Source organism: Sinorhizobium sp. RAC02 (genome assembly GCF_001713395.1).
Lineage (GTDB): Bacteria > Pseudomonadota > Alphaproteobacteria > Rhizobiales > Rhizobiaceae > Shinella.
The window spans coordinates 1,339,055-1,365,848 of record NZ_CP016450.1 but is presented as its reverse complement, the minus strand read 5'-3'; the positions used below and the strand labels follow the sequence as shown (position 1 = coordinate 1,365,848).

Annotated in this window: 29 protein-coding genes and 1 tRNA gene; 13 read left to right on the top strand and 17 right to left on the bottom strand. The window is 62.4% G+C overall.

Features of this window, described 5'->3' with window-relative positions:
- Window positions 1-34 precede the first annotated feature (34 nt).
- Window positions 35-1,279: a hypothetical protein gene (locus BSY16_RS06500; protein ID WP_069058908.1), complete on the top strand. Its 1,245-nt coding sequence runs from the start codon at window positions 35-37 to the stop codon at window positions 1,277-1,279.
- On the opposite strand, the gene lipB is transcribed toward BSY16_RS06500, so the two are convergent.
- The gene (gene lipB, locus BSY16_RS06495) at window positions 1,252-1,998 is read right to left on the bottom strand and encodes a lipoyl(octanoyl) transferase LipB (RefSeq protein ID WP_069058907.1); all 747 of its coding nucleotides are present in this window, start codon (window positions 1,996-1,998) and stop codon (window positions 1,252-1,254) included. The two genes, BSY16_RS06500 and lipB, sit on opposite strands and share 28 nt — an antisense overlap.
- Before the next feature lie 197 nt (window positions 1,999-2,195).
- Here lipB and BSY16_RS06490 point away from each other — a divergent pair.
- Window positions 2,196-2,280, top strand: a tRNA-Leu gene (locus BSY16_RS06490).
- Window positions 2,281-2,496: 216 nt separating this feature from the next.
- Here the strand turns inward: BSY16_RS06490 and BSY16_RS06485 are convergent.
- Entirely contained in the window at window positions 2,497-2,991 is a 495-nt protein-coding gene (locus tag BSY16_RS06485; protein ID WP_069058906.1) for a peptide deformylase, read from the bottom strand.
- 303 nt (window positions 2,992-3,294) lie between these two features.
- On the opposite strand from BSY16_RS06485, the gene mgtE reads away from it, so the two are divergent.
- Together mgtE and BSY16_RS06475 are read left to right on the top strand one after the other, a co-directional pair.
- Window positions 3,295-4,725 carry a magnesium transporter gene (mgtE, locus tag BSY16_RS06480; protein ID WP_069058905.1) on the top strand — a complete coding sequence of 477 codons (1,431 nt, stop codon included), beginning with the start codon at window positions 3,295-3,297 and terminating at the stop codon, window positions 4,723-4,725.
- A 116-nt stretch (window positions 4,726-4,841) separates the two neighbouring features.
- The gene (locus tag BSY16_RS06475; protein WP_069058904.1) at window positions 4,842-5,228 is read left to right on the top strand and encodes a MerR family transcriptional regulator; all 387 of its coding nucleotides are present in this window, start codon (window positions 4,842-4,844) and stop codon (window positions 5,226-5,228) included.
- 57 nt (window positions 5,229-5,285) lie between these two features.
- Here BSY16_RS06475 and BSY16_RS06470 read toward each other — a convergent pair whose 3' ends face one another.
- From BSY16_RS06470 to BSY16_RS06460, 3 genes are all read right to left on the bottom strand, one after another.
- Window positions 5,286-5,759: a methyltransferase family protein gene (locus tag BSY16_RS06470; protein WP_069058903.1), complete on the bottom strand. Its 474-nt coding sequence runs from the start codon at window positions 5,757-5,759 to the stop codon at window positions 5,286-5,288.
- A 4-nt stretch (window positions 5,760-5,763) separates the two neighbouring features.
- Window positions 5,764-6,783, bottom strand: a complete 1,020-nt coding sequence (locus BSY16_RS06465) for an acetyltransferase domain-containing protein (protein WP_069058902.1) — start codon at window positions 6,781-6,783, stop codon at window positions 5,764-5,766.
- A gap of 93 nt (window positions 6,784-6,876) precedes the next feature.
- Window positions 6,877-7,566 (bottom strand): DUF599 domain-containing protein, encoded by a 690-nt coding sequence (locus BSY16_RS06460; protein WP_069058901.1) that lies wholly within the window; start codon window positions 7,564-7,566, stop codon window positions 6,877-6,879.
- 561 nt (window positions 7,567-8,127) lie between these two features.
- Between BSY16_RS06460 and BSY16_RS06455 the strand changes: the two genes are divergently transcribed.
- The 3 genes from BSY16_RS06455 to BSY16_RS06445 all read left to right on the top strand — a co-directional run bounded on the left by BSY16_RS06455 (window position 8,128) and on the right by BSY16_RS06445 (window position 11,170).
- Window positions 8,128-9,528, top strand: a complete 1,401-nt coding sequence (locus BSY16_RS06455; RefSeq protein ID WP_069058900.1) for an L-serine ammonia-lyase — start codon at window positions 8,128-8,130, stop codon at window positions 9,526-9,528.
- A 76-nt stretch (window positions 9,529-9,604) separates the two neighbouring features.
- Window positions 9,605-10,042, top strand: a complete 438-nt coding sequence (locus tag BSY16_RS06450) for a DUF1489 family protein (protein ID WP_069058899.1) — start codon at window positions 9,605-9,607, stop codon at window positions 10,040-10,042.
- Between the two features lie 93 nt (window positions 10,043-10,135).
- Window positions 10,136-11,170: an alpha/beta hydrolase family protein gene (locus BSY16_RS06445; RefSeq protein ID WP_069058898.1), complete on the top strand. Its 1,035-nt coding sequence runs from the start codon at window positions 10,136-10,138 to the stop codon at window positions 11,168-11,170.
- On the opposite strand, the gene BSY16_RS06440 is transcribed toward BSY16_RS06445, so the two are convergent.
- From BSY16_RS06440 to BSY16_RS06410, 7 genes are all read right to left on the bottom strand, one after another.
- Complete coding sequence (locus BSY16_RS06440) at window positions 11,160-12,179, bottom strand: helix-turn-helix domain-containing protein (protein WP_069058897.1); 1,020 nt, start codon at window positions 12,177-12,179, stop codon at window positions 11,160-11,162. The genes BSY16_RS06445 and BSY16_RS06440 overlap by 11 nt on opposite strands.
- A 71-nt stretch (window positions 12,180-12,250) precedes the next feature.
- On the bottom strand, window positions 12,251-12,523 hold the full coding sequence (locus BSY16_RS06435) for a hypothetical protein (protein ID WP_069058896.1): 273 nt from the start codon (window positions 12,521-12,523) through the stop codon (window positions 12,251-12,253).
- A gap of 166 nt (window positions 12,524-12,689) precedes the next feature.
- Window positions 12,690-14,174: a D-alanyl-D-alanine carboxypeptidase gene (locus BSY16_RS06430; RefSeq protein WP_069058895.1), complete on the bottom strand. Its 1,485-nt coding sequence runs from the start codon at window positions 14,172-14,174 to the stop codon at window positions 12,690-12,692.
- A gap of 120 nt (window positions 14,175-14,294) precedes the next feature.
- Window positions 14,295-15,056 (bottom strand): hypothetical protein, encoded by a 762-nt coding sequence (locus BSY16_RS06425; RefSeq protein ID WP_069058894.1) that lies wholly within the window; start codon window positions 15,054-15,056, stop codon window positions 14,295-14,297.
- Window positions 15,057-15,300: 244 nt separating this feature from the next.
- Window positions 15,301-15,900, bottom strand: coding sequence for a transglutaminase-like cysteine peptidase (locus BSY16_RS06420; protein ID WP_069058893.1), 600 nt, complete (start codon window positions 15,898-15,900; stop codon window positions 15,301-15,303).
- Between the two features lie 481 nt (window positions 15,901-16,381).
- Entirely contained in the window at window positions 16,382-16,993 is a 612-nt protein-coding gene (locus BSY16_RS06415) for a PilZ domain-containing protein (protein ID WP_069058892.1), read from the bottom strand.
- A gap of 148 nt (window positions 16,994-17,141) precedes the next feature.
- Window positions 17,142-17,777 carry a PAS domain-containing protein gene (locus BSY16_RS06410; protein ID WP_069058891.1) on the bottom strand — a complete coding sequence of 212 codons (636 nt, stop codon included), beginning with the start codon at window positions 17,775-17,777 and terminating at the stop codon, window positions 17,142-17,144.
- Between the two features lie 293 nt (window positions 17,778-18,070).
- On the opposite strand from BSY16_RS06410, the gene BSY16_RS06405 reads away from it, so the two are divergent.
- Both BSY16_RS06405 and BSY16_RS06400 read left to right on the top strand, forming a co-directional pair.
- Window positions 18,071-18,811, top strand: coding sequence for a rhomboid family intramembrane serine protease (locus tag BSY16_RS06405; protein WP_069058890.1), 741 nt, complete (start codon window positions 18,071-18,073; stop codon window positions 18,809-18,811).
- A 185-nt stretch (window positions 18,812-18,996) separates the two neighbouring features.
- A complete protein-coding gene (locus BSY16_RS06400; RefSeq protein WP_069058889.1) occupies window positions 18,997-19,425 on the top strand; it encodes a CBS domain-containing protein in 429 nt (142 codons plus the stop codon).
- A 75-nt stretch (window positions 19,426-19,500) separates the two neighbouring features.
- Here BSY16_RS06400 and BSY16_RS06395 read toward each other — a convergent pair whose 3' ends face one another.
- The 3 genes from BSY16_RS06395 to folE all read right to left on the bottom strand — a co-directional run bounded on the left by BSY16_RS06395 (window position 19,501) and on the right by folE (window position 21,984).
- Complete coding sequence (locus BSY16_RS06395) at window positions 19,501-20,463, bottom strand: patatin-like phospholipase family protein (protein WP_069058888.1); 963 nt, start codon at window positions 20,461-20,463, stop codon at window positions 19,501-19,503.
- 364 nt (window positions 20,464-20,827) lie between these two features.
- Window positions 20,828-21,280, bottom strand: coding sequence for a phosphoribosyl-AMP cyclohydrolase (gene hisI, locus BSY16_RS06390; RefSeq protein WP_069058887.1), 453 nt, complete (start codon window positions 21,278-21,280; stop codon window positions 20,828-20,830).
- A 92-nt stretch (window positions 21,281-21,372) separates the two neighbouring features.
- On the bottom strand, window positions 21,373-21,984 hold the full coding sequence (folE, locus tag BSY16_RS06385; protein ID WP_069058886.1) for a GTP cyclohydrolase I FolE: 612 nt from the start codon (window positions 21,982-21,984) through the stop codon (window positions 21,373-21,375).
- A gap of 392 nt (window positions 21,985-22,376) precedes the next feature.
- Here folE and BSY16_RS06380 point away from each other — a divergent pair, with 392 nt between their 5' ends.
- The 3 genes from BSY16_RS06380 (at window position 22,377) to BSY16_RS06370 (ending at window position 23,825) form a co-directional block, all read left to right on the top strand.
- A complete protein-coding gene (locus BSY16_RS06380; protein ID WP_069058885.1) occupies window positions 22,377-22,823 on the top strand; it encodes an iron-sulfur cluster assembly scaffold protein in 447 nt (148 codons plus the stop codon).
- A gap of 6 nt (window positions 22,824-22,829) precedes the next feature.
- On the top strand, window positions 22,830-23,195 hold the full coding sequence (yidD, locus tag BSY16_RS06375) for a membrane protein insertion efficiency factor YidD (RefSeq protein WP_069058884.1): 366 nt from the start codon (window positions 22,830-22,832) through the stop codon (window positions 23,193-23,195).
- Between the two features lie 102 nt (window positions 23,196-23,297).
- Entirely contained in the window at window positions 23,298-23,825 is a 528-nt protein-coding gene (locus tag BSY16_RS06370; RefSeq protein ID WP_069058883.1) for a DUF1697 domain-containing protein, read from the top strand.
- Window positions 23,826-23,830: 5 nt separating this feature from the next.
- Here BSY16_RS06370 and BSY16_RS06365 read toward each other — a convergent pair whose 3' ends face one another.
- Entirely contained in the window at window positions 23,831-24,415 is a 585-nt protein-coding gene (locus BSY16_RS06365) for a methyltransferase family protein (protein ID WP_069058882.1), read from the bottom strand.
- Between the two features lie 221 nt (window positions 24,416-24,636).
- On the opposite strand from BSY16_RS06365, the gene BSY16_RS06360 reads away from it, so the two are divergent.
- Window positions 24,637-25,911: a sensor domain-containing diguanylate cyclase gene (locus tag BSY16_RS06360; protein ID WP_069058881.1), complete on the top strand. Its 1,275-nt coding sequence runs from the start codon at window positions 24,637-24,639 to the stop codon at window positions 25,909-25,911.
- Here BSY16_RS06360 and BSY16_RS06355 read toward each other — a convergent pair.
- On the bottom strand, window positions 25,908-26,687 hold the full coding sequence (locus BSY16_RS06355; RefSeq protein WP_069061413.1) for a pseudouridine synthase: 780 nt from the start codon (window positions 26,685-26,687) through the stop codon (window positions 25,908-25,910). The two genes, BSY16_RS06360 and BSY16_RS06355, sit on opposite strands and share 4 nt — an antisense overlap.
- Window positions 26,688-26,794: the final 107 nt, after the last annotated feature.

The window sequence follows — 26,794 nt, the reverse complement described above, 5'->3', positions numbered from 1 at the left end:
GGGCCTGCCTGCCATGACGACAGGGAGGATGGGCATGTCGACCTCGCTTTCGGTGCTTCTGCTTCTGGCGATCAATCTTGGCCTGATCTGGCTCTTGATCGCCGCGCCGATCGGGCGCCGTACACTCCGGCTCACACGCGTCCTCAGCGCGTCCCCGAGCCGCATTGCGGCGCTCGTCAGTCCACTTGGCGCAGAGGCGGACTGGCATCCCTCGATTCTCTCCAGCAATCGGCTGGCCGACAATCGCGTCAGGCAGACCTTTTCCTATCCCGACCGCCGGGGTGAGCCGATCACCCGCACGCTCGCGGTCAGCGAGACAACCGATACCGCAGGCCTCGCCTGTGAGACCCGGGTCGTCGAAGACAGCGCACTCGACGCGTCCTTCTGGAAAAACTACGTCGAGCGGCGTTTTTTGCGCCCGGTTTCAGGGGGCACGGCGCTGACCGTCGAGCAGACCGACAAATATCGCGGTATCGCCTTTCTGCTCTTCCGCTACATCCAGCTCCGTCGCGAGATGAAGGCGCTCGACCAATGGCTGGCGACGGGAAATGGCGAGGTGCGGGGCGTTCTGGAGCATCCGCTGATGCAGGTGGGGCTCGCGGTGTTCTCCACCTTGCTGCTCTGGCCGTTCTTCGGGCTAAGCCTGCGCGGTCTGTTGTTGTCCTCCATGCTGACCGTCGTGATCGTGTTGCACGAATTCGGTCACATGGCCGCCTACCGTGCCTTTGGGCACCAACGCGTGCGCATGATCTTCCTGCCGCTGCTCGGTGGTATTGCCGTTGGCGGAAGACCCTACAATTCGCGGTTTGAGGTGGCGGTCTGCGCCCTCATGGGGGCGGGCATGTCGGCTTTTCTCGTCCCGCCGATCATCGCGCTGCACGATACCGCCAGCCATATGGTCGGTGGCGCGCTTATGGTGTTCCTGCTGATTCTCGGTGCTTTCAACCTGCTGAACCTGCTGCCGATGCATCGTTTCGACGGGGGACAGGTCATGCGCCAGGTCTTCTCGACCCGTACAAGCCTTCTCGTCGCAAGTTTCCTCGTGACGCTGGTCATTCTCTGGGTCGGCTGGCGAATCGGGTTGCAGACCCAGATGCTGATCGCCGGGCTTGCCGTCTTCACCGTGCTCAGCCTCATCGGTGCCGGCGGCGTCAAGCCGCGCCGAGCGCTCGATCCGCTGACGGCGCCGCAGCGGCTGCTCGCCGGCTTCGGCCTTTACGCCGCCATCGTGCTGCACGGCTATGCGATCATCTATGCCTGCGACCGGCTTTTCGGCTGACAGTCCGCTTCGGAAATGGTGGATCCGAATACCCGCTCGAACGAATCGCGGATCCGGACATCCACGTCGCTCATCATGACGGGCAGACCAAGATCGACCAGGCTTGTGACGCCATAGCCGCGAATGCCGCAGGGCACGATGCCAGAAAAATGCTCGAGATCGGGATCGACATTCAACGAGAAGCCGTGAAAGCTCACCCAGCGACGCAGGCGGATGCCGATCGCGGCGATCTTGTCTTCGGCCGGCGAGCCATCGGGCAGCGGCGGGCGCTCCGGCCGGCGCACCCAGACGCCGACACGGTCCTCGCGCCGTTCGCCGCGGACATTCATGGAATCGAGCGTGTCGATCACCACAGCTTCAAGCGCCGCCACGAAGGCGCGCACGTCCTGCCGGCGCCGTTTCAGGTCCAGCATGACGTAGACGACCCGCTGGCCAGGGCCATGATAGGTGTATTCGCCGCCGCGGCCTGTGGAAAACACCGGGAAGCGGTCCGGCGCGACGAGATCCGCCGCGTTCGAGCTGGTTCCGGCTGTGTAGAGCGGCGGGTGTTCGACGAGCCAGACGAGTTCGTCGGCCTCGCCGCTGGCGATTGCCGCGGCCTCGGTTTCCATGGTTTCCACCGCCACATCGTAGGGGATGAGATCGCGCGCGATGCGCCAGCGCACCGGCGGCGAGCCGGGAATCGCGAGAAGGGATGTGGAGATGTCCTGACGCTGCATGGAAGGGCCGTCCTTTTCGTTCCGTTCTGCCAGATATAGGGGCGATCTTGCAAGGATTTCAGGGGTTTCCGAGGCTTTGCGAAGGACCTGTTGAAATTGTTCCGCTTTCCGTCATTTTTCTTGTCACACGGCCTTGTGCGCCCCAAATGCTTTTGCTACATGCACCTCCGTCGGCGCAAGTCGACGCCTACCACGATGCGGTCGTGGCGGAATTGGTAGACGCGCAGCGTTGAGGTCGCTGTGGGGCAACCCGTGGAAGTTCGAGTCTTCTCGACCGCACCAAAAAAACCCGGCTTTCGAGCCGGGTTTTTTGTTTTCTATCAGATGCTTGCGTGTGAGATGATCCGCACAGATACGGCATGATCCGCAGGCGCGCTTCCCGCACTGCGACGATAACGGCGAGGCGTGTGCGTGGCCCTGCCGTGGTCCTCAAAGGCGTGAAACACCGGCTGACAGACCCCGTCGCAGATCACCGGCCAGAGCATGGCTTGGCACACTTCAGTCCCGGGCTTTGTTGTACTTCTTGACGATGCGTTCGCGTTTCAGCCGCGAGAGGCGATCGATCCAGAAAATGCCGCCCAGCTGGTCGATTTCGTGCTGGAGGCAGATGGAGAGCAGGCCGTCGGCTTCTTCCGTGTGGCTGTTGCCGGAGAGGTCCTGGTAGGTGAGGCGGATGCGGGCAGGGCGCTCCACGTCGTCCGTCACGCCGGGCATGGAAACGCTCCCCTCCGCGTGTCGCTGGACGTCCGGCGAGAACCATTCGATTTCGGGGTTCACATAGACGTGTTGCGAATCTGGCCCGGCGAGTTCGATCAGTGTCAGCCGTTCAAGAACGCCGACATGGGCGGCGGTGATGCCGATACCGGGGGCGGCGCGCATCGTGGCGGCGAGATCGTCGGCAAGCGTTGCCAATCGTGTGTCGAACGTCTCGACCTTTTTACAGGGCAAACGCAGGCGGGGATCGGGATAGCGGAGAATGGGGAGGATCGCCATGCGGGCTCCGGGCGTCAACGAGATCAGCCCTTCCTAGCCTGTTTGCGGCAGCGGGAAAATGCCGGCCCTCTCCTTGGCACCTCAAAACATGCGATTTTCATGAAATTGCAACAGCTTGCGAAATTTTAATATCCACGGACCTTTTGCCGCTTTCGGCGATGGACCGTTCGCGCGCTTTGCTTTAGCACGGTGAAAGTGAGGGCTGGGCGCGCCGAGCCTTGCCGAGGAAACCCTGCATCTCAATCCCTGTCGACTCTCCGCCGACATGCCGGGCGGGACGAACCCGATACAAGGAGCGGCCCGATGGAAAACACCGGCGACGAAGACCGTATCCATCAGGGGCAACAGGGCCACAGTACCTTCGACGGCGAGGATATCTACGCCGAGGACGGCTCGATCCGCTCGGATTTCCTCATGTATGTCGGTGCGGCGATTGCCGACCGCGACCTCCTGTTCCTGCGCCGCCATGTGGCACGGCTGCATGAATCGGAAATGGGCGACCTTCTGGAGGCGATCCAGCAAGACCAGCGTCGCCAGCTTGTCTCGCTGCTCGGCACCGATTTCGACCTCGCGGCGCTGACAGAGGTCGACGAGGCGATCCGCCTCGACATCGTCGAGCACATGCCGAACGAGCAGATCGCCGCGGCACTCGGCGAGATGGATTCGGACGACGCCGTCTACATTCTGGAAGACCTCGACCAGGAGGACCAGGAGGAAATCCTCTCCAAGCTGCCGTTCACCGAACGGATTCGCCTGCGCCGCTCGCTGGACTATCCGGAAAGCACGGCCGGCCGCCGCATGCAGACCGAATTCGTCGCCGTGCCGCCGTTCTGGACGGTCGGCCAGACGATCGACTACCTGCGCGAGGATGCCGACCTTCCGGAGAGCTTTTCACAGATCTTCGTCATCGACCCGACGTTCCGCCTGCTCGGCGCCATCGATCTCGACCGCATCCTGCGCACCGCGCGGGGCACGAAGATCGAAGCCGTCATGCGCGAGACCAACCATCCGATCCCGGCTGAGATGGACCAGGAAGAGGCGGCGCAGCTCTTCGAGCAGTACGACCTTCTGTCCGCCGCCGTCGTGGATGAGAATGGCCGCCTTGTCGGCGTGCTCACCATCGACGACGTGGTCGACGTCATCCAGGAAGAGGCCGAGGAAGACTTGATGCGCCTGGGCGGCGTGGGCGACGAAGAGCTGTCGGACACCATCATCGCGACGTCCCGCTCGCGCGTGCCGTGGTTGCTCGTCAACCTGCTGACGGCCTTCCTGTCTGCCTCGGTCATCTCGCTGTTCGAGGCGACCATCGAGGAGATTGTCGCGCTTGCCATTCTGATGCCGACGGTCGCCGGCATGGGCGGCAATGCCGGCTCGCAGACGATGACCGTGACGGTGCGTGCGCTGGCGACGCGCGACCTCGATATCCACAATGCCTGGCGCGTCGTGCGACGTGAGGCGGGCGTCGGCCTTCTGCATGGTATTGCCTTCGGCCTGATGATCGGTGCCGTCGCCGCCCTCTGGTTCCACGACATCAATATCGGTGGGGTCATCGCCACCGCCATGTTGATCAACATGTGCGCGGCGGCTCTGGCCGGCATCACGATCCCGATTCTGCTCGATCGGGCAGGGGCGGACCCTGCCGTCTCCTCCGGCGTCTTCGTGACGGCGGTCACCGATATCGTGGGGTTTTTCGCGTTTCTTGGCCTGGCGACCTGGTGGTTCGCGGTCCGCTAAGAAATCTGGCAAAAATGCGCGGCGGTTTTGCGCTTCCATTTGTGCCCGCAGAGAGGAAAAATTGACTTATACGTAAAAGTCAATAAAATGCCTGCTCAGACGAGATCGGAGCAGGCGTGGACAAGTTTTATACCATAACCGAGCTGACGCGCGAATTCGGGGTTTCCACCCGCACGCTGCGCTTCTACGAGGACGAAGGGTTGATCCACCCCGAGCGTCGCGGTCGTACGCGGCTTTTCCGCCCTGCCGACCGCCGCCTCATCCTGGAAATCCTGCGTGGACGCCGAATTGGCTTCACCATCGCTGAAATCCGCGACATTATCAAAGTCTACAAGGATCCGCCGGGTGAGGTGGGGCAGCTTGAAATGCTCATGACGAAAGTCAGCGAGAAGCGGGAAGAGCTGCGCCAGAAGCGGCGCGACATCGAGGAAACCTTGACCGAACTCGACAATGTCGAGGAGGCTTGCCTCACACGCCTGGCTGAAATCGGCGTCGGTACCTGATATCCTGCCTTGCCGTAATTTCAGACAGCGACAGCGTCCTTTTTTTGCTGGAAAGCCTCAGATCCAGCGTGCCGTTCCGTTGCAGTAACGTTCGAAATCGATGCCGAAACGGGAGAGCAGATGCAGCTCTTCACGCCGGACGGCAACCATGCTTGTCGCACCGATCGCGATCATGGCCGTCAGGATGCACCAGGGATTGAGGACCGCCAGGCCAATACCGGCGGTCGCCAGCGTATAGCCGAGATAGATGGGATTGCGCGTCAGGCGGTAGGGGCCTGAAGTCACCAGATGGGTGGAACAGCGGTTGGGCAGGATTGTCGTGTGACAGTCGAGCAGCGTGCGCATCGCCCAGACATCCAGCACGATCGCCGCGACGATCAGGGCGCCACCGGCCGCTCGCGCGATCCAGATGTTGGTTTGCGCAACGGCGAGCGGAAAATACGCCTGAAGCAGGAAAGCCGCCGCTATGGCCGCGCCGTAGATGAATGGCGGCCACGGAAAGGCGAGTGGCTTCATGCGATAGGCATTCATGATCCTACTCCTTCAGGTCGGTTTTCGTTTCCGCGTCCGCAGTGCATTGCGACGAGATTTTCGAGATCCGCTCGTCTGTCGTTATGTCGATCGTGCCGCGGTTCAGATCGGCAAACAGGTTTTCGCCGATCAGGCGATCCAGCGTGCAGCCGCAGAAACTCTGGCAGAAAGCGGCGCTGCTGCCATTCTCACAGGCGCGCATGCAGCTCTTCGTGTAACCCACGACCGGGTCCGGCGCAGGTGCTGGAAACACCAGGGAAAAGCCGTAGACCAGCGCGATCAGTAAGGGCTGATGGATAAGGTAGATGGCAAGACTGTGGCGACCGGCCTTTTCCAGCAGGCTTTTCCACCAGACTTTCGTCGTGTTTCCGTAGCCGGCAAGCCGCTCCGGCAGCGAACTCGCGACGAAAAGGCGGGCAAGCGCAATACCCAGCAGGGCGGGCGCCAGCCATGGCAGCAGCGGCACATAGTCGTTCGAGCGCGGGATGTTGACGGAAAGGCCGACCCACCACAGGGCCGGATGGTCAAAGAGCGGAGCGCGCAGATAGAGCGGCGCGGCGACGGCCGCTACGGCGACAAGCAGCGTGACGGCGACCGGCAGGCGCAGGAAGAGAAGACCGACCAGGCTCGTCGCCGCGATCGCGTGGAGAATGCCGAAGAAGATGAAGGTTTCCGGGAAGGCGAACCAGGTGGCGATGGTGATGGCCGCCGCCGCAAGGCCGATCTTCGCGAAGCGGATGAGAAAGGGCCGAAGGCGAAAACCCCGTTGATGGCCGAGCACCAGGCTGAAGCCAACGAGGAAGAGGAAGCTGCCGGCGATCACCCGCGCAAAAATGCGCCAGCCGCCGGTCGTTGCCGTTTCCGGTTCGATATAGCCGAAGAAGCCGAGGTCCCAGGTGAAATGGTAGATCGCCATGGCCATCAGCGCGATGCCCCGCAACTGGTCGATCAGCGGAATGCGCGGCAGGCGGCGCGTCGGTGCGCCGTCTCCTGCCACATTGCCGTCAATCACCGTGGTGGTCATGGTTCCGGGTCGTCGCATTGTTTGGTCCATAGGAAAGTGTCACGCCAAGCTTGCGCCGGGCGGATGGCCGAAAGGTGGCCGATGGGGGATTGATCAGTCGAGCCGTTCCAGCACGGCAAGGCGCGCCTCGGAGTAGAACTGCCGGCGAACGAGCACGATGATAATGCCGATGGTCGTCACGATGAACAGATAGGGGCTGACGAACCAGCCGAGGTAACCGATCGACAGGAAGATGGCGCGCAGCCCCATGTTGAAGTGTTTTGCCGCCAGAATGTTCATGCGGATGACCTTGTCGGCGGCGAGGTCCGCACCGGCCGGGTCCTTGTGGATGTCGCCGCTCATCGGGATCGCGCCGAGCAGAATGGTGCAATAGTTGAACAACCGATAGGACCAGCCGAATTTGAAGAAGGCATAGCCGAAGATGATGGCAAGCCCACCGACCTTCAGCTCGAACCCGGCGCGGCTGCCGCGGAAGACGTAGGGCAGGTCGTTGAAAATCGCAAAGACCTGCTCCGTGGCACCGAGCAGCGCAAAACAGCTGCCGAGTGCGAGAAGCGACGTGGACGCGAAGAAAGCGGTACCGTTCTGCAGGCCGGCCATGATCTGCGTATCGATCATGCGCAGGTCGCGGTGCATGGCATTGCGGATCCACACCGCCCGTTGCGAACTCATCGCCCGAGTGAGGCTGATGCGGTCGAAAAACTTCGCCCGGTCGGTGATCCAAGAATAGCCGACCCACAGGGCGACGAAAATGAAGAGGGCGGCAAAATCCGGGGTGCTCATGGATGAGCGTTTTGCCATGGATTTGGTAATTTGCAAGCGGACCTCAAAAACCACACTCGCCGCATTCAGACCTTTGGCGAAAAAGGGGCGGCCCGTTTCCTGTGCTCCTTGCCCGCAAACGTATGATTTTGCGACAGGTCATGCGCTGGGCGCGTATCTCCTATGACGACACCGCCTTGGTTTCGCCATTTTTCGCGATTGCGGTTTCATGAAATCTTCATTAAACAGGCGCCATGCAGCGCTGAACACGGCTGCTGCAATGACATCTTCAATCGGGGTAATCATGGAAAGCACTGCTCAAAAGTCCTGCTGGGGCGTAACTGCCCGTGCAGTTCTCGGTTTCGGCGCCGTCCTGGTCGTCGCCTATCTCTTCGGCGGCATCTGAAAATACCGGACAACAGCCCCTATATAGACAGCGTGCTCTCGCGAGCGCGCTGTTTTTGTTTTGGCCCCATGTCGCGTAAGTAAAACCCGATGTCGGGAGATCGCCTTATCCGCACTGCATGATAACGTAGCTTCAGGGATCAAGGCGCCTGCCAAGGCAAGGGAGAAGTCCGGGTTATGTTTCTTTCCGTATTCGATGTTTTCAAGATTGGTATCGGCCCGTCGAGCTCCCATACGATGGGGCCGATGTCGGCGGCGAACCGGTTTCTCGACCTGATTCTCTCGGCCGACTGGCCGCGCCCTTCCGGCGCGCAGGTCGCGACCATCCGCATGAGCCTGCACGGCTCGCTAGCCTATACCGGCGTCGGCCACGGCTCCGACCGCGCGGTGATCCTCGGCCTGATGGGCGAACGGCCCGATTCGGTTGATCCCGACCGGATGGACGCGATTGTCGGCGAGGTCGAGCGCACCGGCCGAATCACCCCGCCCGGCCATCCCGGCTACGCTTTCCAGCCGAAGACCGACCTGATCTTCGACAAGAAGAACCCGTTGCCCGGCCACGCCAACGGCATGACCTTCTCTGCCTATGACCGCGATGACCGTCTCCTCTTGAAGCGCATCTACTATTCCGTCGGCGGCGGCTTCGTCGTCACCGACACCGAACTCGACCAGATGCGCGCCAGCAAGGCGCGCGCCGGCGACAAGAAGGTGCCGTTCCCCTTTGCCTCGGCCAAGCAGATGCTCGAGATGGCCGGACGCTCCGGCCTCACCATCGCGCAGATGAAGCGTGCCAACGAAGAAGCCACCATGTCACGCGAGGAACTGGATGCTGGCCTGGACCGCATCTGGGGCGCGATGAAGAGCTGTATCGACCGTGGCCTCAAGAACGAGGGCATCATGCCGGGCGGCCTGAAGGTGCGCCGCCGTGCCCGCTCCATCCATGACAAGCTGCAGGAGGAGTGGCGTTCCAACAAAGCCAATCCGCTGCTCGCCAACGACTGGCTCTCCGTCTATGCCATGGCCGTCAACGAGGAGAATGCCGCCGGCGGCCGCGTCGTGACGTCGCCGACCAACGGTGCTGCCGGCGTCGTACCCGCCACGATCCGCTACTACCTGCATTTTCATGAGGATGCCGATCAGGACGGCATTCGCGACTATCTGCTGACAGCCGCCGCCGTCGGCGGCATCATCAAGCACAATGCCTCGATATCGGGCGCCGAAGTCGGCTGTCAGGGGGAGGTGGGCTCCGCCTCCGCCATGGCTGCCGCCGGCCTCGCCGCCGTCATGGGCGGCACACCGGAACAGGTGGAAAACGCCGCAGAAATCGCGCTGGAGCACCATCTCGGCATGACCTGCGATCCGATCGCCGGCCTCGTGCAGGTGCCCTGTATCGAGCGCAATGCGCTCGGCGCCGTGAAGGCGGTGACGGCCGCCTCACTCTCCCTCAAGGGCGACGGCATTCATTTCGTGCCGCTCGACGCCTGCATCGAGACGATGCGCCAGACCGGTGTCGACATGAACGAGAAGTACAAGGAAACCTCCACCGGCGGCCTCGCCGTCAACGTGGTGGAGTGCTGAGGTTTTTAGCGCATTCCTTGTGGAGTGCGACGCGGCGGCCCCTTGACCCGGCCGCCGCAAGGGCGTTCAAAAGGCCATGGCCCTACATCTCATCAAACTTTGTGTCGGCGCGGAATCCATCGATGACCTGCGTGAATGGGTGTCCGAGCGTTCGCTGATCGCGATCGCCGCGGGCATGGAGCCGCATTCCAGCCACGTCACCCGCATGATCCCGAAGCGAGACCAGGAGCTGCTCGACGGCGGCTCGCTCTACTGGGTGATCAAGGGCCAGGTGCAGGCCCGCCAGCGGCTGCTCAATCTGAAGAGTTTTACGGACGTCGACGGCATTTCGCGCTGCGAGCTGGTGCTGGGGCCTGAAGTCATCGAAACCGAATTCCAGCCACGCCGCGCCTTCCAGGGCTGGCGCTACCTGCCGGACGAGGACGCGCCGCGGGATCTCAGGAACATGGGTGACGGCACGGCGGACCTCCCTCTGGAGCTCCGGCGTGAACTCGCCGAACTGGGGCTTCTCTGAAAAATCCCTATGCCGATGACCTGAATCGCGTTTCAGGTCTCTTCTTTCTCCCGTTCGCTGCATGCCGGCCTCGTTCAACAACACGAGGCTTCCATGCGCAAATCGCTTTTCACCACAGCCGTGCTCCTCGCCGGCCTCGCCACTGCTGCTCAGGCTGACGCGATCGGTGTCCGCGACATCCGGATTGCCGATCCGGACAACGGGCGCGCACTCTCCGCCGTCGTCTGGTATCCGACGCCGGACGTTGGAAAAACCGAAACCGTCGGCGAAAACCCCGCCTTCATCGGCATGGAAGCGGTCCGCGACGCCGCCCCGGATGGCAAGACGCATCCGCTCGTCGTGCTTTCCCATGGTTATAGTGGAAGCTGGCGCAATCTGAGCTGGCTGGCCGGCGACCTTGTTGCGCGCGGCTATATCGTCGCCGCAACCGATCATCCGGGCACCACGACCTTCGACCGTAGTGCCGCACAGGCCGCAAAGCTCTGGGAACGCCCACGCGACCTGAGCCGGTTGATCGATGCCTTGTTTGCAGACCAGGACCTCGCCCCGCACCTGGACAAGAACAGGGTCGCCGCAATTGGCCATTCACTCGGCGGCTGGACGGTTGCAGCATTGGCCGGCGCGCGATTCGATGCAGACCGGTTTGCGGCCGACTGCAAGGTGAACACAAGCCCGCGGGCATGTGTCCTGTCCCATGAACTCGGGCTGGACGGAACGGGTGAGGCGCGAAAGAAGCTTGAAGGGGACCTCGGCGATCCGCGTCTTCGTGCCTTCGTTTCGCTGGATCTCGGTCTCGCGCGCGGTTTCACGCCGGAAAGCTTTGCGGCACTGCGTGTCCCGGCGCTGATAGTCGCTGCCGGAACGGATATCGGCGACATGCCGGCCGATCTGGAATCCGGTTATCTCGCAAAAGGCTTGCCGATGACCACGACCGAGTATGTCGTCGTGCCGGATGCCATGCATTTCAGTTTCCTGCAGATCTGCAAACCGGGCGCTGCGGAACGCATCGAGGCGGAAACACCGGGCGACGGCATCGTCTGCAAGGATGGTGGCTCGCGCAGCCGGGCCGCAATCCACCGGGAGATTGCCGACCGCATCATCACCTTCCTCGGTGTCGTCATGCCGTAGACGCGCGGCGATAGTCGCTGGGGCTGAGACCGGTTACCCGCAGGAACTCCCTGTTGAAGTTCGATTTGGTCTGGAAGCCGGATTCGAACATCACCGTCGTGACCGGCATATCGGTCTCCGCCAGCAGGCGTTTCGCCTCCTCGACACGGTAGTGGTTGACGAGCTGCGAGACGTTGCGCCCGCGCAGGCGATTGACGGCGCCCGATATCCGGCGCGACGGAATTCCCGCCCGTCGCGCGATACGGTTCAGGGTGAGGTCCGGATCGCGAAACAGCCCCTTGTCCTGCATCAGGCGCTCTATCGCGGTGACGATCCTGCCGTCTTCCTCGCTCGGGATATCCGCGACGTCCGGGCCGATCGCAATGGCGTCCTCGGCCATGTCGGTGGGCGTGCTCCTGCCGATCACGGCCACGGCGTAGGCAAGCACGGGCAGCAGAAGCAGGTTGCCGGTCGTCACGATCACCTCCGCATGCGTGCCGTGATAAACGCCGAAATCGATGGCGATGAAGAGGTCGACGACGGCGGAGAGAATGAGAATGACACCCGCGGCGAGGGTAGCCTTCTGCGCGCCCCCTGCATCGCTGAGCCGCGCCCGTTCAAAGCCATCCGGCCCGTCGCCCACCAGGCGCAGCAGAGCGACGCCATAACCGACATAGAGAACAGCCAGCACCAGATCGACGGGCGATTGCCATACCCGCCAGGCCGCCGACAGCAGGAAGACGAGCGCAACCGGCAGAAAATGCAGCCACCATTTGCCGCCGGTTTGCGTCCGCCCAGCCGTGAAGCAGAGCCAGGCCACGGGTGGTAGGGCTGATGCGAGGACGGGCTGGAGAAAGCGCACGAACGCCCAGTCGATAGCCCATCGCGCACCGACACCCGCGGCAACGATCACGCAGGCACCGACGAAGCCGATGGTTGGCCGCAGCGCTGGCTCGCGCAGCAGCACCAGCCTCAAGAGCAGCACAGTCAGCAGCAGTGCGATAACGAAGGGAAGAGGAATGGCCGGCATCTGTCATGCACAGCAAATGTCGCAGCACTTTGCAAGCTGGGCTGACTTGCAGCAGCCCAGCGGAATGCGCCTTAACGCAGGCGCATCCGCACGGGGTAGCGGCGCTCGCTGACGCCGACATGCAGGTGGATCCCGGCGGTCGGCTGGCCCGAGCGCCAGGCGCGGGCGCCGTGGGCGAGCAGCATGCCGACGAGATCCTTCGTCCTGTTGCGCGAACGGCCAAGCCCGATATCCGCAATCCGCATCGCCGCTTCGTGCAGCGGGTGCAGCGTGCCCTTCAGCGACTTGCGCTTTTCGTCGCGCGTCGTGGGAGGGAAGTCGAACAGGTTCTCGTTCATCGCCATAATTTGCCTCGTACGCATTACCCAATCGAGGATGGCAGAGCCGCTTTCACGGCAATCCGCCTGCCTTGCTGCGCAGTCACCCGGTACGCAATACCTGTCCGGGACCGTTGCGGGCGCAAGGCGGTAGTTCAGCGGGCGCGCCAATACACAGCGCGTTCCCTTGTCGTTACTGCTGGCTAGCCCAGCAGGCGAAACCCTTGCGCTTCAAAGCCTTGCAGGCAGCAGCCGCGCCGTTCTGGTTATCGAAGCCACCGAAGCGGGCGCGGTAGAGCTGGCCGCTGCCGCTGTTGACGGCGACGGTGAAGGGCTGCGCGCTGGAGAGTGCCTTGCCGCCCTGGTTCTTTGCCTTGGCGAGAAGATCCGATGCCTGGCCCTGGTCCGGCGTGGCGCCGATCTGGATAACCCAGCCCGAGGGCACGGAGGCGGATGCAACCGTAGAGGAGGTGGTCAGTTCATCGACGGAGTCGTTTGCGTCGCCCTGTTCGATCAGATCGGCCGGCGGAACGGCGGCATCGCGCTGGATTTTCAGCGTTGCGGCAAGCGCGCGCTTGCCGACGACGCTGGAGCTGTCTTCAGCCGTCGCAGCATAGGCCGTTTCGATACGGGCTTCGTTGTAGCGATAGGTCGGCACCGGGCCGTTTTCCGGCAGGTCGAGCGTGCCGGAGACCGAGGCGGTCGTCGCCTTGCTGGCGACCTCGGCGGTCAGGGTCCGCGTGTCGTCGGCTTCTGCCGTCAGCGTCGGCGCATCCTTGGTCTGGGCGATCAGGTCGCCACCGCCACGGCGCGAGGCCTTGGGCATATAGGCGGCAATAAGCTTGCGCATCTGCTGGTCACGGGCCGCACCCGAACGACCGCCCAGGACCACGCCGACCACGCTGCGGCCATCGGCAACCGCCGAAGTCACGAGGTTGTAGCCGGAGGCGCGAGTGTAGCCGGTCTTGATGCCGTCGACGCCGCGCACGCTGCCAAGCAGGCGGTTGTGGCCATTGATGGTCTGCTTGCCGAAGCGGAAGCTGCGCACCGAGAAATACGAATAATATTGCGGGAAGTGCTGGCGCAACGCGATGCCCAGGCGGGCCTGGTCGCGCGCCGTCGTTACCTGCGCGGTGTTGGGAAGGCCGTTGGCATTGCGGTAGACCGTGCGCGTCATGCCGAGTGCACGGGCTTTCTGCGTCATGATACGGGCGAAACGCTCTTCCGAGCCGCCAAGGAATTCGGCAAGGGCCGTCGAGGCATCGTTCGCCGAGCGCGTGATCAGGCCAAGCATCGCCTGTTCGACGGTGATCGAGTTGCCCGTGCCGACGCCGAGCTTGGTCGGCGGCTCGCTGGCCGCATTCTTGGAGAAGGGGACGCGTGTATTGAGGCGGATCTTGCCGGCCTCGAGCGCCTCAAAGGTCAGATACAGCGTCATCATCTTGGTGAGCGACGCCGGGTAGCGCAACTGGTCCGCATCCTCGCTGTAGAGCACCTTGCCGGTCTTGGCATCGATGACGATACCGGCATATTTCGGCGCTGCCTGAGCGGGTGTCGCCACGGCAACGGTGGCGACCATCCCGATCATCACCAGACTTTTCGCCGCAGTGGCAATTGCCTGACAAGAGCGGGGGAGGAAATCGAGGAATACGGAACGGGACACTACGTTACTCTTCATTCTCGGATTGCAGATGGGCTCCGGGCGTGGCCTCCCAGAACGACCGTTCCTGGCACAGTAGCGAGATAGCGTTACCAATCGGTTTATGATGAATCATAGGTTTCTGAGATCGGTCGTGTTTTATCGGCTCTGGCGAAGGGAGGTCGGGCGGCCGTTCTGGATCAGGGAGCGGCCGAGATAGTCGCGAACGCGCGCCTCCATGGCCTGCCACTGCGGCAAAAGTCTGCTCGAAAAGCGGTAAAGCACGGAAAGATCGCTGCCGATGTGGATATCGCGCTGGCAATCCGCACTGGTCGATTGTGATTCCTCGGCCGGCATCATGCAGCGCACGACATAGGCGGAGCCGTCGGACTGCGTGCCGGTGAAGAAAATCTCGTCGCCATAGCCGGACGTCTCTTTAAGGCGCTGCAGGGTGAGGCCCGCAGGGCCGGGCTCCGGCCGGCCGTCGAACAGGTGGCTGTAGATCGGACCGAGCCGACCGGACATGTCCCTGGACATCGTGCTCTGCGAAAGGTTGAGGAAAATCAGGCTTTCCGGGCGGCTGGCATCGTTGAAGCGGCCGCGCTGCGCATTGGAATAACCGTTCATTTCCGGCCAGGTCAGGTAGAGGTCGAGCCGCTCGGCGCGGCCGGTCTGGCGCTGCTCCTCGAAGCGGATCGTATTGGCCGGCAACCGGATCTGGTCCTGGCCGATGACAACGTCGATGGCCTCGCCGCTTTCCGTATGGCCGGCAAGCGCGATGCGCTCGCCCAGCATGCGCCCGCCAAGGCTGATTGCCACCGTGAGGCCGGCGAGCACGGCGACCCCGATCGTCAGGCGCGTGAGCAGGCGGCTGGAGAGCAGGGGGGCGTGGTCGTCATTGCCGGTCGCGGCCGCTGTCATCTCGCATCTCTCCGGTGGCTCGGGTCGGAACCGTCTTTGCCGGAGCGTCTGCGAACAGGGTTAATTTTTGGTTGAGATCAAGAGTGTCAGGTTCCCTAAAAGGGGAGCGGCCGGTTCCGGGGACAGCGGAACCGGCCGCAGGGCCGTGGTCGGGACGGGGATTGGGGGACTGACCGGGCCCTTTTGCTCGCCCGGCAATGTTGCCGGGCAGTCTCGTCATGCGGCGTCTGGTGGACGCCGGGACTTACTTGACGCTACCGACGGCGTCGGCACGACCGTCTTGCAGCTTTACCCACTTGCCGGCATTCACCGAGGACTGGCGCTTCAGGTAGCGGTATTCGGTCTCCGACCAGAGCAGCACCTTGTTGCGCATGTTGTCGAGCACGAAGTCGCCGCGATCAGTGCGAACGGTCAGCACGGCGTGGCCTTCGCCATTGGGCTGGAGCACGACGGTGATCAGGAGGTTGGAGGGCGAAATGCCGGCCTCGATCAGGCGCTTGCGCTTGATCAGCACGTAGTCTTCACAATCCGCAGCGCCGTCCGGATAGGTCCACTGTTCCTCGACGCCGTAAATCTCCATGTCCGTCATCGGCATGAATTCGGTATTGGCGGCGTAATTGACGTTGAGAATCGTCTTCCAGTTTTCCTGCGTCAGCTTGAGCGGGCCGGCGTCCTTGCCGGTCGGGCCGCACTCGTCGGAATATTGCTTGCAGAATTCATAGTGCCCGATGGGCTGGTTGGTCGCGCCTGCCAGCGGAATATTGGCCGGAAGTGCGACGGCGGCCTGCGCCGCAACCAGAGAAAAGAGGAATGCGAATGTCCCTGTCTTGATTGTTTTTGTCATTGCGTTGTCCCCGTTTGATGAGGTGACAATGACAGCTATGTTTTGAGCTTGCGCGAAAAGCCGAAGTATAACTTAGTTCAAATCAAGGGTGCATAAGAATAAAACAAGAATAAAATTTGATTTTGATTTGATCTGTATTTGAGTGGAATTTGAGTAAAATTTGAAGGAATCGTTCGGCTGGCGATGATTGAGGTTCTGCTTCAAGTAACTGAATCAAAATGAAAATCTTGCGGAACGAACTGACATTGCCTGAGAAATCGCGCCCTTAGGCCTGGTCGGAGGCGCCGGACAAGGTCCACTGCTGGAGTGTCAAAGATGGAAATACGTCAGCCTGGTTGCTCAAAAGAGCGGCTGAAGGATTTAGAGGCGGCAAATTTTTTTTGAGATTGTTTTCCAGCCGGCCTGTTGTCTCGCCTTGAAACAACAAAGGGGCCCGAAGGCCCCCAATAGAACGGATCCGACTTGCGGCCGTGCCAAAATGCTACAGGAACGCCGTCAAGGCTTCCCGGGACTGCACAGAGGAGAACTCGATGGCGACGCCCTCCTGGAAGTGTCGCACGACGCGGCCCTTCATATTGCCGAGCTGGACCGGTGTTCCAAGGGCCGGGCGGACATCGATATCGACCGCTGCGCCGGAGAGCGAAAGGTCGATGATGCGGCAGGGGTAGCGCCGCCCGTCGTCGAGCGTCAGATCCGTCGGCGCCTGGCGCGGGCTCAGTCGGTCGTGCCGGCGGTCCTCGGGCAGGCCGAGTTCGTGTTTGTTGGCAATCCAGGTCAGCTGCGCGGCGAGTTTTTCGCGCTTGCGGTCCGTGGCGTTGAGGAAGATTGCGAAGCCGTTGTCGTTGAGGACGGCGACGGTACCTTCGATGCGGCCGAGATGGTCGACATAGGCGATGATGCGCTCGCCGATACGTGGGCGCGCAACGCAGACGAAGTTTGCGTCACCCGGTGACATGTCGAGAACGGTGCAGTCGTATTCGTCGTGATTGGGCAACATCAGCCGGCCACCCAGGTTCACCGAGACGCGCTGGAAGCTGCGTTGCTCGGGCTGTGGTTTCCGGGCGGCGGGTGATGCCTGCTGGAATGAATACATGTGCGCGCGGGCCTGATGATCCTATCTGTTTCCAACTCTTAAGCTTTCGGGGTTAACAGAAGGTTTGCCGCTCCGCTAAAAGCAACTATAAATATATGCATTAACAACCATTTAGTGTCTTTTGATTTTGTTGTGACGTTATGCGTGTTTAAACGTCATCGACGCGCCGTCCACCTTCAAATATCCTCAGGTGCAACACGCGGCTCATCGTCTGGCCCAGCCCCGCCGGGCGGATGGCCATGATCGAGGTGGGCATGGGAACAGCCGGCCGGCTGCCGGCGAAACCCGGCATGCGGTTTGTGTCGATTACCGAAAGCGCGCCGAGTGTCGCGTAGCGGAAGGCGGCAAGCGGCGGCGACTGGCCGGGCAGGGGGGCGAGGGCGCCGATGATGCGATCCGCCGTCCTGCCTTTCGTCGCGACCGGCAGCAGCACGATTTCCGCCTCGGTGGTTTCCAGCGTGCCATCGACGAGCGCGACCTGCATGACTGCCGGTGCACAGTGCGCCATGACGTTTTCCGCTATCCGCGCCACCCGGTTGCGCTGATCGGGCGCAAAGAGCTGGTCGAAGGCCGCGCCCTTCAATTCTTGCGCGAACTGCGCACAGATGCGTGTGCCGGCAAGCCGGAAGTGCGGATCGGCAAGACGGCTGTGTTCAAGAATGAAGACGTCGGGCAGGATCGGCGCGATGTCGGCGGGCTCTATGGCGCGGCGCAGCGGAACCGCACGATCACCGCGCTGGCGTGTCCAATAGTCGTAAAGTGCCGTGACGGCTTTCGTCTGCATGCTCACTTCCAATCGATTCTGTTCCGTTCCGACACGAAAAACAGCGTGTGCGGTGGCTTTCAGAAGGAAGGAGCGAGTTTCGTGCCAGCCCGCCGTTAAGGTTAACGAATGGTTTCGATTGCGTCCCTGGCCGCGTTGAGGGAACATCCGGTCATCCCTCCACGAGGGAATGGTTATTGCACATCGACTTCCGCCCCGGGGATTGGGGGCACCGGCCGTTCAGCGAAAGCTGCACGGCCTTTCTTTTATCTGTATAAGCGCGATTCGTATTTTATGTGTTTGGTGGACTGCTCATGAGTAACGATGGCGTTGAGGTGCAGGGTGGCGGGGCGGATATCCGCAGGCGGGAGCCGGCCTTCAACCTGCCGGGCAGTCTCGTCGCGGTCCTGGCGGTGCTCATCGCCATCCATGTGGTGCGAACCTATCTGCTTTCGACCTCGACGGACGAGCTCGTCCTGCTGCATTTCGCCTTCATCCCCGGCCGCTACGCCATTCCCTTCGCCGAGCAGGACATGGGCTGGCTGTGGAGCCCGGTGACCTATTCGCTGCTGCATGGCAGCTGGGAACATCTGATTTTCAACGCCTTCTGGATGGTCGCCTTCGGTGCGCCCGTCGTGCGCCGCATCGGTCTCTTGCGGTTCTTCCTGTTCTGGTGCCTGTCGGCCGCCGCGGCCGTCGCTTTTCATACGACACTGCATTGGGGCGCGATGATTCTGGTGGTCGGCGCGTCCGGCGTCGTCTCCGGCCTGATGGGGGCCGCTGCCCGCTTCGTCTTTTCGCCGAGCGGCCGCATCAGCCGGCAATTCGCCCATCTCAACCGGCGCCTGACGATCGGCGAGGCGCTGTCCAACCGCTCCGTCCTGGTGTTTTCCGGCATCTGGTTCCTGACGAATTTCCTGATCGGCTTCGGCCAGGTGTTCGGTTCGGCCGAGGGCGGCGCGATTGCCTGGGAGGCGCATATCGGCGGCTTCCTTTTCGGCTTCCTGTTCTTTCCGCTGTTCGACGTCGGTACGGCGGAGACCCGCCGGGATTAACGATAGTCCATTAGCGGTCTTGCAATCGCCTCCTTCGTGGCGCACCATATAAGTGTTCCGGTTCGCACATGCACATCGGAACGGATGCGGCATACCGCGGGAGGAAGCGGATGTCGCTGGTACAGGCAGGGCATCCCTGCGCGGGTGTCCCGCCTTCTGCGTCATGATGCACTCGGGAGGTACGCATGTATGTAAAGACGATACTGGACGAAAAAGGCCGCAACGTCGTAACCGGCGGCCCGCAGCTCACAGTCAAGCAGGCTGCCGTCTATCTGCATGAAAATCACATCGGCGCCATTGTCATCGTTGATCGCAACGACCGCATTGCGGGCATTGTGACCGAGCGCGACATCGTTGCCGCGGTTGCACGCAACGGGGCAGACAGCCTGGACAAGCCCATTTCCTCCATCATGTGGGGCAACGTCTATCGTTGTGGCGAAGACCAAACCGTCGACGACCTTATGGAAATGATGAGCAAGCTGCGCGCCCGCCATATCCCGGTGGAAAAGGAAGGCCGGCTCGTCGGCATCATCTCGATCGGCGACGTGGTGAAATCCCACATTCGCGCCATCAAGCACGAAGCAGACGCCATCAAGGCCTATATCGCCAGCTGATTGCTCTCAAAACGGTTTCGGGCGGAACGATTGTCATCGCTCCGCCCTATCGTGCGTCTAGGTCTTGATAACGCGTCAGCGCATCAGGACGACTTCCTGCATGCGCTTGATTTCGAAAATCCGCGCCTTGGCTTCCAGGTATCCGCGATCGATCGCTTCGCCCGCGCGGTGGAACTCCGAAAGACCGATATCCGACAGTTTCGGATGCAGCGAGAGATCCGGCGGATCGCCGGCAAGGCGCGCGCGGGAAATGCGGTCCTGGATGATGTTGAAGGACTGTACCATCACACTCGTCAGCCCCATGCGCGCCGCGCTGTCTTCCTGCCGATGATCGTCGATCTTCTGCTGGCTGGCACTGTGCTTGATCACGGCCGAGCGTCCATAGAGGTCGTAGTTGAGGTTGACCGCGACGACCAGCGGCTCCTCATGGGCGCGGCAGACGGATACCGGCACGGGATTGACCAAAGCGCCATCCACCAGGGTCCGGTTGTTGCACTTGATCGGCTCGAAAATGCCGGGCAGGGCGTAGGACGCGCGGATGGCGGTGATCAGCGAACCGCTGTTGATCCAGACCTCGTGACCGCTGTTCACTTCGGTCGCCACGGCGACGAAGGGACGGTCAAGCTCCTCGATCGACAGGTTCTCCAGGTGCTCCTGCATGCGCTTGGTCAGCCGCATGCCGCCGAACAGACCGGAGCCGCGAATGGTGAAATCAAGCAGGCTCGCGATGCGCCGCATGGTGAGCGACCGGGCGAAGGTTTCCAGTTCGTCGAGCTTGCCCGCAAGGTAACAGCCGCCGACCAGGGCGCCGATCGAAGTGCCGGCAATCATGCCGACATCGATGCCTTCCTCGTCCAGTGCCCGCAGCACGCCTATATGAGCCCAGCCTCGAGCGGCGCCACCGCCAAGTGCCAGCGCGATCTTGGATTTGCGCGGCTGAGCCGGCGCGGGAATATGAGACATGTCGTTCATGGAAGGGCCGCCTGGATCTGAGGCATCCGCCGTTACGAGACTACGATTGAAACTCCAGTTCAGCATGCCAGGCCTCCATTCCAAAGAGGAATTCGCGCCGAGGCAATCGGTTCCTGAACCTCGGGCCTATCTGCTACACAATAGATGACAGGATAGAGGCAGACTGTGACCCGGGGAACTTTTGCTGGAAAAATCCCTGTGTGGCGTCTGCCGCGTGCGTTCATTTGAGGCTGGAGGAGGGCGCTGGCCCGCGGGATCGTCGCCCCTTTCGGGGAGGCGGTGGAAACCGGTCGTGACGCACTACAGCGATGGGGTTCCATGTTCCGATCCACATGGCGGGGATACAGGCCGCCATGCGTGGCATTAGGCGATCAGACCGGTTGCCAATTTGTGAATCCGTGCCGGAACTGAACGGAATTCGCGCAGATGCTTAATTTTTACCGTAGATTGCGGCCGGGTCGAATTGCGGCTCGCCGCCGGTGATCGTCACCACTGCGCCATCCGGCCCGTTCGAGACCGTGCGGTAGAAACACGAGCGGCGGCCGGTGTGGCAGGTCGCGTCATGGCCGGCAACCGACACCTTGAGCCACACGGCATCCTGGTCGCAATCCGTCCGCAGTTCCACGACCGTCTGGAGATTGCCGGAGGTCTCGCCCTTCTTCCACAGCGACTTGCGCGAGCGGCTCCAATAGTGAGCGATGCCCGTTTCGATGGTCAGCGCCAAAGACTCGGCATTCATATGGGCGACCATCAGCAGTTCGCCATCCTTCGCATCCGTTACCACGGCTGTCACAAGGCCGTTTTCGTCGAAACGCGGCGTGAAGGCCGGGCCCGTTTCAAGCTCGGCCTTGTCATTGGAAGGGGTTTGGAAGGTGATTGGCATGGCGGTCGGCTTTGTCTTTTGTTCTTGCGCAATTCGAGCAAAAGCACTGCTCACTCTTGCTCGAATTGCGGGCGTGCGGAGCCGGCTTTCGCCTATCTCCGGATCATGGTCATGAAGCGAACCTGTTCGGTCGGCTCCGTCTTGAAGGCACCGGTAAAGGTGGTGGTGAGCGTCGTCGAGCCCTGCTTCTGGATGCCGCGCATCGCCATGCACATATGCTCGGCTTCGATCATCACGGCGACGCCACGCGGGTTCAGCGTCTCGTCGATCGATTTCGCGATCTGCGCCGTCATCGTTTCCTGCGTCTGCAGGCGGCGACCGTAGATTTCCACCACGCGGGCAATCTTCGAGAGGCCCAGCACCCGGCCATTCGGCAGGTAGGCGACATGCGCCTTGCCGATGATCGGCACCATATGGTGTTCGCAATGCGAGAAGAACGGAATGTCCTTCACCAGCACCATGTCGTCGTAGCCGGCAACCTCTTCGAAGGTGCGGCCAAGAACGTCCTCGGCGGCGAGGTCATAACCGGAAAACAGCTCGCGGTAGGACTTGGCGACGCGGGACGGCGTGTCGAGCAGGCCTTCGCGTTCCGGATCATCGCCCGCCCAGCGAAGCAGGACGCGAACGGCGTCTTCAGCCTCTTTCTGCGAGGGGCGGTCCGACTGATCGTCGAGACGCGGAAAATTGGTGACGATGGCGTCCATGGACCCATAAACCTTTCTGCAGGTTACCTGACGTGTTTATCGGACTCGCCATTGGCCATTCGCCTAACCCTGCAGGCTTGGGTTCCGTCGGCGGGCTCCGGGGCTTTCTGGTCTCGGCTTATCAGTGCGCTAGACCGTCCGGCACGGTTTCCCAAACAACAGGTGAATGCTTGCTTTCTGCTTATCGCAATTCCGGACGGAAAACCGCTTCGCACGTTTCCCGGAATTGCTCGCGTCTTGCAAAACGCTCACCCCAATACGAGTTATCATATAGTATCGAACGATGGGTGCGAAAGAGGCACGAGGCGACACGGCATGCTTTTTTCCCGACGAGACCGGAATAATCTCCTCGGATCATTGAAGATTCCGCAAAAAACGCGGAAAACAGGGTCATGATGGACGATATCTATAACAGCCGTATCCTGGAATTTGCCGGCAACATCCCGAAGATCGGCACGCTTGCCGATGCGGATGCCGAAGCCGGCGCCCACTCCAAGCTCTGCGGATCGCGGGTCAAGGTCTACTTGAAGCTCGACGGCGACCAGGTCAGCGATTTCGCCCATGAGGTCAAGGCCTGCGCGCTCGGCCAGGCGTCCTCCTCGGTCATGGCGCGCCATGTCATCGGCGCGACGACCGCGGAAATTCGCCAGGCGCGGGAAGACATGCTGGCCATGCTGAAGGCCGACGGCGAGGGGCCGGCCGGCCGCTTCGAGGATATGCGCTTCCTCAAGCCCGTCAAGGATTACAAGGCCCGTCACGCCTCCACCATGCTGACCTTCGACGCCGTGGTCGATGCCATCGGTCAGATCGAGGTGAAGCGGCTTGAAAAGGCAGGGTGAGGGGCGATGTGCGACGCCCCGGACTGCCGGCATTCCGGCGAGCGCCTGGCGTATAGCGGCCGCAACTGGCGCGGGCCGTTCCGCAAGACGCCGGGCCGGTTGCTCGGCATGGGATTCATTCGTCTTTACCAGCTCACGCTCTCCGGCTTCATCGGCAATGCCTGCCGTCACCTGCCGACCTGTTCGGAATATGGCTACGAGGCTGTCGCCCGCCACGGGCTCTGGCAGGGCGGCTTCATGGCGCTGTTTCGTGTCGCCCGGTGCGGTCCCGGCGGCACCCATGGTTTCGATCCCGTGCCGGAGACGCTGGAAAAACGGTTCCGCTGGTGGGCGCCCTGGCGTCTCTGGCGTGTCGCGGCGGCGAAGGCCTGAAACCATGACCGTGCCGATGGGGTGCCGCCACGCCTGCTGCGATTTCGACGCCCTTCTGTGCGGTGCCCGCGACGCCGTTTTGTTGCAACGCCGGGCGCATCCATGACAACCTATGTCGCCCTCCTGCACAGTATCGTACTCGGACCGGGCCGCCGCCTTGTCATGGCTGATCTCAAGGCCATGGCGGAAGGTTTGGGTTACCGCAACGCCCGCACGCTCGTTGCCACCGGAAACCTGATCTTCGAAGGAGACGACGCTCCCCTTGCCGCCATAGAGGATCGGCTGGAGAGCGCCTTTCGCGATCGTTTCGGCAAACATGTCGATATTATCCTGCGCACGGCGGCGGGCTGGCAGCGCCTTGCGGCCCAAAATCCCTTTCCGGATGGCAAGGGCGCCGACGTCGGCATCCGCGTCATGCGAAAACCGCTCGGCGCCGACGTCCTGCCGGCACTCGAAACGATCGCCGACCCGGCGATCAGGCTGGCTTTCGTCGATGGGGACCTGTGGATCGATTTCAGCAAGAAACCGAGCGAAACCAGGTTGCTCTCGCATCTGACGACGAAGAAACTCGGTATCGGCACGCTGCGCAACTCCAACACCGTCAACGGTCTCGCGAAAATGCTCGACTGAACCGTTCAGAGCCATCGCGGCACCTTTTGCCGATAGGCCTGGTAGGGCTCGCCGGGATCGCGCACTAGCACTTTTTCCTCGATTCGAACCTGAAGCCAGACGGCAAGGGTTATGGCGGCCACAAGCGCGAACTGGATCAAATCCGGCCGCGCAAGCAGGAATCCCGCAAACATCGCCACCTGGCCAACGAAGACCGGATTGCGTGACCGCCTGAAAGGACCGGTGTCGACGATCGCGCCGGAATGGCCTTCCACCGAGCCGATACGCCAGGAGGCGCCCATATAGTGCTGGGCGTAAATGCCGAACAGGGCGCCGGCGAGCGCCAGCAACAACCCGCCAACACGCATGGGGAAGGGCAGCGCAACGATTTCATGCACCGGTTCGAAACCGGCTGCGAGCACGGCTGCCGGATAGAGAAATCCGCCGGCGAAAACCACGCGAAAGAGCAGCGCCGATAGGCCCTGACGGTTCCCCAGGCCGAACAGCCAGACGGGCTGGCCCGCAGCCTGCGCGGAACGCACGGTCAGATAGAGGAAGGCGGCGAGGTAGCCTCCCATGATGGCGGCGGACAGGAGGGAAAGGGACGGCATGCTAGAATCTCCGGCTTGGCATTTTTCGACGCTACTTCCTCTAGGGGCTAGAGGATCAAGGCCATGCCTCGGCTTCGTGCCATTCTACCGGATGCCTTTTGAGCGGGGAAAACGATTCCGGAATTTGGCGGTGGCGGTTGCCTCTGCGGGGTTCGCATGTTCAAAAAAGACAGACCGGAATTGTCCACGGCGGGTAAGCATACGGATATGGCGCCTCCGAAATGGACCTTCATGGAAGGAATTCAGGCGTGACGAGGACATTCGGCAAATCGTCGGCGGAGCTTGTTCAGCGCGAGAGAGACCGCCTTGCGGCACTTGAAAATCTCGACCTTCTCGACACACCGCGCGACGAGGGGTTCGACCGCATCGTCCGACTGATCCAGCAAGTTTTCACGGTCGATATCGGCCTCGTTTCGCTGATCGATGCGCACCGCCAATGGTACAAGGCCTGCTCTGGCCTCTCCAACGACGAGATGCCGCGCGAGGACACGTTCTGCCGCTACGTGCTCGAAGACGAGCAGCCGATGATCGTGCAGGATGCGACGAAGGATCCGCGCTTCCTCGCCCACCCCGCGGTGACGGGCGACGCGCATATCCGCTTCTATGCCGGCGTGCCGCTGAAGATGAAGGCGGGGCATACGATCGGCACCGTCTGCGCAATCGACCGCACACCCCGCTCCTTCGGTCGCAGGGATATCGACATCCTGCAGGAACTGGCGGGGGCGGCGATGGACCGCATCGAACTGATGCAGACGGCGTCGACCGACAGCCTGACCGAGGCGCTGACGCGCCGCGCCTTCAAGCGCGAGGCCGAGCAACTCATTGCGTCCGCGCTTCGCCACAAACACGACCTTGCCTGCGTGGTGCTGGATATCGACCACTTCAAGCGGGTGAACGATACCTATGGCCACGCCGCCGGCGACGAGGTGCTGAAGGCGGTGGCCGCCACCTGCCGGGCCAACCTGCGCGCCAGCGACCTCTTCGGCCGGCTCGGCGGCGAGGAGTTTGCCATTGTGCTGCCCCATGCCGGCGCGGAAGACGCGGCGCGGGCGGCCGAGAAGCTGCGGGCGGAGATCGCGGCGATACCCGTCACCGGCGATTTCGGCACGCTGACTGTCACGGCCAGCTTCGGCAGCGCGGCGCTGTCGATCGTCGGCCGCGACATCGAGACCCTTCTCGCCCAGGCCGATGCCGCCATGTACCGGGCGAAGGAGAGCGGGCGCAACCGCTGCGTCTCCTGGACCGCCATGGCCGCCGCCCAGGGCATGGGCGCCCGGCGGCGGGTGCTGAAGGCCGGCGCCATCATCTTCAACGATCGCCGCTCGACGATCGATTGTACCGTGAAAAGCCTCGGGGTGGACGGTGCGGGCATCACGGTCAGCAATTCCGCGGGCATTCCGCCCGAATTCAGGCTGTCCATCAAGGCGGAAGGCTTCGAGACGACCTGCACGGTGCTGTCGCGCGACCGGCAAAATCTCGAAGTGGCGTTCCGCTAGCCCTTGCCGACAAGGCGGCGCAGGTCCTGAAGCTCCGCATCGGCAAGCGGCCGGACGGCGCCTTTTTCCAGTTCGCCGAGTGCAAGGGTGCCGATCGCGACGCGCACGAGGCGCAGGCATTCGATGCCCTGTGCTTCCAGCATGCGGCGGATCTGCCGGTTGCGGCCTTCGTCGAGCTCTATTTCGAGCCAGGCATTTTTTTCGCCCTCGCGCAGCACCCGCACCGCCTTCGCGCGCAGGAATTCGCCGTCGTGCGCGACGCCCTGCGTCAGCGCATCGAGGAGCGGCTGGTTGGCGAGGCGATCCATCTGGACGTGATAGGTCTTGGCAACATGCGTCTCGGGGTCGAGCAGCGCGTTGGCGAATTCCGTGTCGTTGGTGAAGAGCAGCAGGCCCTCGCTCGCCTTGTCGAGGCGGCCGACGGGGGAGAGGTGGGCGTGCGCGTGGTCCTTCAGGCATTCGTAGACCGTGGGACGGCCTTCCGGGTCGTGCCGCGTGGTGACGAGGCCGCGCGGCTTGTTCAGCATCAGGTAGACGCGCTCTTCCGCGACGACGGGGGTTCCGTCGACGGCGATCGCGGCGGTGGAGAGGTCGATCCACGTTTCCGGATCGCTGACGACGCGGCCGGAAAGCGTAACGCGGCCGGCGGCGATCAGCGCCTCGGCCTGCGTGCGGGAGCAGAAGCCGAGTTTGGAGAGCGCGCGGGGCAGGGTGACGCGCTTGCCGCTATCGGCAACGACCGGCGTGCGGCCAGCCCGCGGCCTGGAGCCGGGCATCTGCCTCTGCGGTTTGCGGATATCCTTCGCCATAGCCCTAAAACCCTGCCATCGTCGTCCTGTCACCGTTCTATCGGTTGACCCGCCAGCCCTTGCCATTCTAAAGC